Source organism: Paenibacillus agaridevorans, assembly GCF_003112455.1.
Lineage (GTDB): Bacteria > Bacillota > Bacilli > Paenibacillales > Paenibacillaceae > Pristimantibacillus > Pristimantibacillus agaridevorans.
The window spans coordinates 11,083-16,248 of sequence record NZ_BDQX01000335.1 but is presented as its reverse complement, the minus strand read 5'-3'; the positions used below and the strand labels follow the sequence as shown (position 1 = coordinate 16,248).

The window sequence follows — 5,166 nt, the reverse complement described above, 5'->3', positions numbered from 1 at the left end:
CCGACGGTCGTCGACGTCGGCACCGGCAGCGGAGCCATCGCCGTGACGCTGGCTGCGCAGCGGCACGACTGGCGCGTGAGCGCGTCCGACCTGTCGCCGGACGCGCTGGAGGTCGCCCGCGCTAACGCGGCCCGCCATGGAGCGGCGGACCGCGTTACGTTCGTGCAGGGCGACCTGCTGGCCCCCTTTATCGCGTCGGGGAGCCGCATCGACGTGCTCGTGTCCAATCCGCCGTATATTCCGGCGGCGGATATGGACGGGCTGCAGCGCGAGGTGCGGGATTATGAGCCGCATCTCGCGCTGGTCGGCGGTACGGACGGGCTGGATCCGTACCGCCGCATGCTGGAGCAGCTGGCGCTGCTCCCGGCGATGCCTCGTATCGTCGCGTTCGAGCACGGCATCCATCAGCCGCGCATTGTCGCAGAACTTATGCGAGAGATGGGCGCATGGGACGAAGTTTCCATCATCACCGATTACAACGGCATCGAGCGCCATATCGTGGCTGTAAACACGGGCGGATAAGGCAATCACCTGGTGTCGCGGAGACGCGATCTTAGGGCTTGATTTGGCTATTGTAATCATGATGTGAAGTCACTCGATTGGCTCGTCCATCCGCATCTCTTTGAACACTATCCCATCCACTCAGTGAACAAGAGACCTCGACCTGGGAGTGCTTGCACGAATATATAACTGATATCATCCGCCTGCGAACGTTTTTCCTTCCACTCAGAAAGTGGAAACAAATGCGAACGAACGCAAGAGAGTCTCCGTAACAATAGCAGAAGCGTCCCGCCAGACCATTCCATTTGGAGTTGTTGGCAGGGGCGTTTTTTCGAAATGCAGGAACGTTATCCCGCCAACTGAGGAAATTCCCTCTAACATTGTACTTATCCGGCTCGAAGCGATCGTCCCCCCTATCTCATTCTGAGAAGTGGGGATAGCGATAAAAAGCATCCGCAAAACGTGTGAAGTAGCAGACGCCGCTAATGCTCTGATTGCAAATATGCTCGTCCTGAACAGAGGGGGCACCCATCAAAGGTGGATCATCGTTAGTTCTGGATCCAACCTTCTGGGTAAATGGGACTGATGTACGAATTTGTATTGACTGGGGTGGGACGATGTCCTCGGTTTTGGACTTGTTGATCTTTCCACTATATGTACCAAAAATTTCTTAAACCGACTTTTTAAAGTTAAACGGGCAGGATAGTTCAATCGTTTTGTCGAACACCCAGACATTATTGATATTACGAAGTTCATAAACGCGAATGAATGTTTGATAGGAATAATGGCCGGTCAGTTTGGGTTTATATCAGCTAAGCTGTCCCATTAGACGCACACAAAGAAAAGGAGTGAAGTTATGAAATTTCTGCTCACGTCTGGAGGCATCAATAACAAAAGCATACATGATGCGCTGGTTGGCATGCTGGGCAAGCCGATCGCCGACTCCAACGCCCTGTGCATCCCCACAGCGATGTACGGACACCCATGGGTCGGCCCTGGCGTCAAAGCCTGGGAATTCATCAGCGGGAAAGAAGAGAACCCCATGGTCGACCTTGGCTGGAAGTCCGTTGGTGTGCTAGAGCTCACAGCGCTGCCAAGCATCGGCGAAGACCGCTGGGTACCGCTGGTCCGGGAGACGGACGTCCTGCTGGTGGCGGGCGGCGACGCCCTCTACCTGTGCCACTGGATGCGGCAATCCGGGCTGGCCGACCTCTTGCCGTCGCTGCAGACAGTCTATGTGGGAATGAGTGCCGGGAGTATGGTGTTGGCACCTAACATCGGGGAATTCTTCGTTGGCTGGACTCTACCCAACGGTGGCGATGAAGCACTGGGACTGGTTGATTTTGCAATGTTTCCGCATCTTGATCACGAGATGCTGCCGCATAACACAATGGCTGCTGCGGAGAGATGGGCCGCCGGGATACAATGCCCGGCGTATGCGATTGATGATCAGACCGCCATCAAAGTGATCGACGGAGCAGTCGAAGTTGTTTCCGAAGGACATTGGAAACTTTTTTCGCCCTGATATTGTGGAGCTAACGGAGACTACGGTTGCAAAGCGAAAGGGCCATCCTGCAAAGGATGGCCCTAAAACTTGCCGTTGCAGACATCGCGGTGAACCGTACCGTATGCACAACGGCAGTTTTTAGGAAAATCCCCTTGCAGGCCGCTCACGAGCGGAATAATGTAGTTTTTGATATAAAGGATTTTAGTGGAAAAAATTGAATAAGGATAACAGGATCTCGACAGCGTGGTTAATCATGAATCATATGGAAAAGGAGAGGGTACTTTGCAGGAAACAATAGCGATTGATTTGGTAGAAGTGGCGCCTTTCAAGGCATTGGCAGTAAGAACGGGAATGACACCCGACAAGAGCGGGACGCGGGTGGCGTGGAGCAAGCTTACGGCGCAGGTTCCGCTTGACGATGTTCGACTAGCGGATGGGCCGTCAGCATATGTGTTCATTCCACAGGACCAATGGAGCAAGAACGTCGATACGCTTTGGGTCGGACTCGCGGTTCGCGAGTTTGGGGATGTACCGGATGGCATCGAGACTTTGGAGGTAAGCGGAGGGTTTTGTGTGAGCGCCCATGTCTACGGCGATGAGGCCCATATGTGGCGAGTATATGATGCGATATTTGCATGGCTCGAGCAGTCACCTGATTATGAAATGGATCGGCGTGAAGGTGCACTCGGGATGGAGACAGTTCCGTTTGAACCGTTGAACGCTCTCACAATCCCTTATTCTGAAATCGAAACATTTAACTTTACAATGTTGTACCCGGTTCGCAAGAAGTCGTCATAGAGTTCTTCCTGTATCGCCTGCCTCGTCCCATAACCAAAGCAAAGTGTCCCATCCAATAACCCGTAAGGGGTTGTTCGATGGGACACTTCAGGTTTATGTGGCGAATAATGTCAGACCAGGATTCGCAAGCCTCGCTTATCGTCGCCCCGAATATCGGGGATATCGAGCAAATATCTTGATCGAACAGCAATCAAAGTGCCGCTTACTGCGCTTTCCGGTTACGCCGGAGCCATCATGCCTGTCGTAATGGCGATGCGGTTCCAGGCGTTGATCGTAACGATCGCCATGAGCAGCTCGCTTAGCTGCTTTTGGTCGAAGTGTTCCGCAGCCTCCGCGTAGACGTCGTCCGGTACATGGTTGCCGGCTACGAGGGTGACGGCTTCCGTCAGCGCCAGCGCCGCGCGTTCGGCAGGCGTGAAGTAAGGCGTCTCGCGCCATGCGTTTAGCGTATAGATCCGAATTTCCGTTTCGCCGTTGCGGCGGGCGTCGGTTGCGTGCATATGGAGACAGAAGGCGCAGCCGTTGATTTGCGAAGCGCGAATTTTGACGAGTTCCTTCAACGTTTTATCCAGACTGGAGCCGGCCAAAAACTTTTCAAGGCCGGTCATCGCTGCATAAGCCGCCGGGTTAACCTCGTTTAATACCATTCTTTGTTCCATGCCAATCACTCCTTAGATGGTGTGGCCGACCTGCTTGCATCGGCTTCTGCTATCTAAGACAAGGCAGCATTCCCGTTTGTGACAAAAGACAGCTTATCCGGGTTCAAAATCATAAAAATCTTCGAAATCCTGTTCTCCCCATCCCATCCGAAAACCATGACTTTGACCGGAATCCCCTCCCGAATAAGGACGACGCCCGGCTGTCCGCTGACATCCACCGGCAACAGTTCCCCCTCGAGCGCTTGCTTGCGGGCAATGCCCAGAAAGAAGGAGGCGACGCGTTCGGCGCCCTCGATAGGATTGATGGCCGCCCGGACTTTGCCCCCGCCGTCGGACACCAGCATGGCGTCATGCGCAAGCATGTTTACAAGCGCGGACGAATTGCCCGTTTCGGCCGCCTGGATAAACGCTTTGGCGAACGCCCAGGCCTGCTCCTCACGAACGTTCAGGTCTCCCTGCGCGGATTGTTCGTCGCTGTCGGCCTTTGCCCCCTGGAGCTTTTCTTTTGCCCGGCTGAAAATTTTGCGGCAGTTGGCCGCGGACTTCTGTACGATGCTTGCGATCTCGTCGTAATCGAAGTCCAGCGTCTCGCGCAGCAGGAAGACGGCGCGCTCGACTGCGGACAGCCGCTCCAGCATGACGAGCATGACATAGGTAATGCTCTCCTGCCGCTCGATATAGTCGGCGGGATTGCCGCCGCTGACGGAATCCCTTTGTCCCAGCAGGGCAGGAGCGCCTGAACCGCCGGCAAATCGTACAGCGGGCTCAGGGAGCCATTGCCCGACATACAACTCGCGGCGCTTGCGCGCCGATTGTTTGAGGTTCAGGCACCGATTGGTCACCATCTTGACCAAATAAGCCTTCTCGTGTTCGATTTCGCTGCGGCTTGTCGAGAGCGAGTAATCGGCAAGCGCATCCTGCACGATATCCTCCGCCTCGCCGAGCGATCCCAGCATCCGGTACGCCAGCGTTATCAGCAATGGACGGTACGAAAGGGCCGTCGTCGTATCCAACATCCTATACTCAACTCCTAGCATCAAGTCTATCATTTTTTCGGAATAATAGGTTTATAGAGGGGCAAGTCGGGACATAATGACGGATAGAGACGTTCCGGAACGCAAGCAGACGCACCGGCGGGTGCGCGAGAGGAGCTTGTGTGATGTCCCACTATTATTCTTCATCTTTCCATTATTCCGCTAAACCTTATCGTTTTCCATACCGCAAATCGTACGGATTCATTCTTATGGCAATTATTGTGCTCATTATGAGCTGGGAATCTCAAAAAATGGACGCTGCTCTCGCTACCGGCGAAATTCCGACGGAAGCCATCCGTCTTCGTATATTAGCTAATTCCGACAGTGCCGCCGATCAGATGGTCAAGCGCATCGTGCGCGATGAGATCGTCAAAGCGATGAACGGCTGGGCAACAGGCCCGCAAAATATCGAAGAAGCGCGCCGCACGATCCAGTCGAAGCTTCCCGAGCTGGAAACGATCGTAGCAAACGTGCTTAAGAGCAGAGGCTTCGAATACGATTCTTCGGCCGAGCTCGGACTGGTCGAGTTCCCTACGAAGATGTACGGCAACAAAGTATATCCTGCCGGACAATACGAAGCGCTGCTCGTTACGATCGGCGAAGGGAAAGGTCAAAACTGGTGGTGCGTGCTGTTCCCGCCTCTCTGCTTCGTGGATGCGGCAACAGG

General features: G+C 54.4%; 6 protein-coding genes. 4 read left to right on the top strand and 2 right to left on the bottom strand.

The window, feature by feature from the left end; genetic code table 11:
* From PAT3040_RS26420 to PAT3040_RS26410, 3 genes are all read left to right on the top strand, one after another.
* On the top strand, positions 1-522 hold a 522-nt coding region (locus tag PAT3040_RS26420), incomplete at its 5' end, for a N5-glutamine methyltransferase family protein (protein ID WP_146200564.1).
* Positions 523-1,357: 835 nt separating this feature from the next.
* Entirely contained in the window at positions 1,358-2,026 is a 669-nt protein-coding gene (locus PAT3040_RS26415) for a Type 1 glutamine amidotransferase-like domain-containing protein (RefSeq protein WP_108995031.1), read from the top strand.
* A 264-nt stretch (positions 2,027-2,290) separates the two neighbouring features.
* Positions 2,291-2,806: a GyrI-like domain-containing protein gene (locus PAT3040_RS26410; protein ID WP_108995030.1), complete on the top strand. Its 516-nt coding sequence runs from the start codon at positions 2,291-2,293 to the stop codon at positions 2,804-2,806.
* Between the two features lie 218 nt (positions 2,807-3,024).
* Here PAT3040_RS26410 and PAT3040_RS26405 read toward each other — a convergent pair whose 3' ends face one another.
* Both PAT3040_RS26405 and PAT3040_RS26400 read right to left on the bottom strand, forming a co-directional pair.
* Positions 3,025-3,465, bottom strand: coding sequence for a carboxymuconolactone decarboxylase family protein (locus PAT3040_RS26405; protein WP_087569929.1), 441 nt, complete (start codon positions 3,463-3,465; stop codon positions 3,025-3,027).
* Positions 3,466-3,518: 53 nt separating this feature from the next.
* Complete coding sequence (locus PAT3040_RS26400; RefSeq protein ID WP_108995029.1) at positions 3,519-4,481, bottom strand: sigma-70 family RNA polymerase sigma factor; 963 nt, start codon at positions 4,479-4,481, stop codon at positions 3,519-3,521.
* Positions 4,482-4,624: 143 nt separating this feature from the next.
* Here PAT3040_RS26400 and spoIIR point away from each other — a divergent pair.
* The coding region (spoIIR, locus tag PAT3040_RS26395) for a stage II sporulation protein R (RefSeq protein ID WP_108995032.1) at positions 4,625-5,166 on the top strand (542 nt) is incomplete at its 3' end.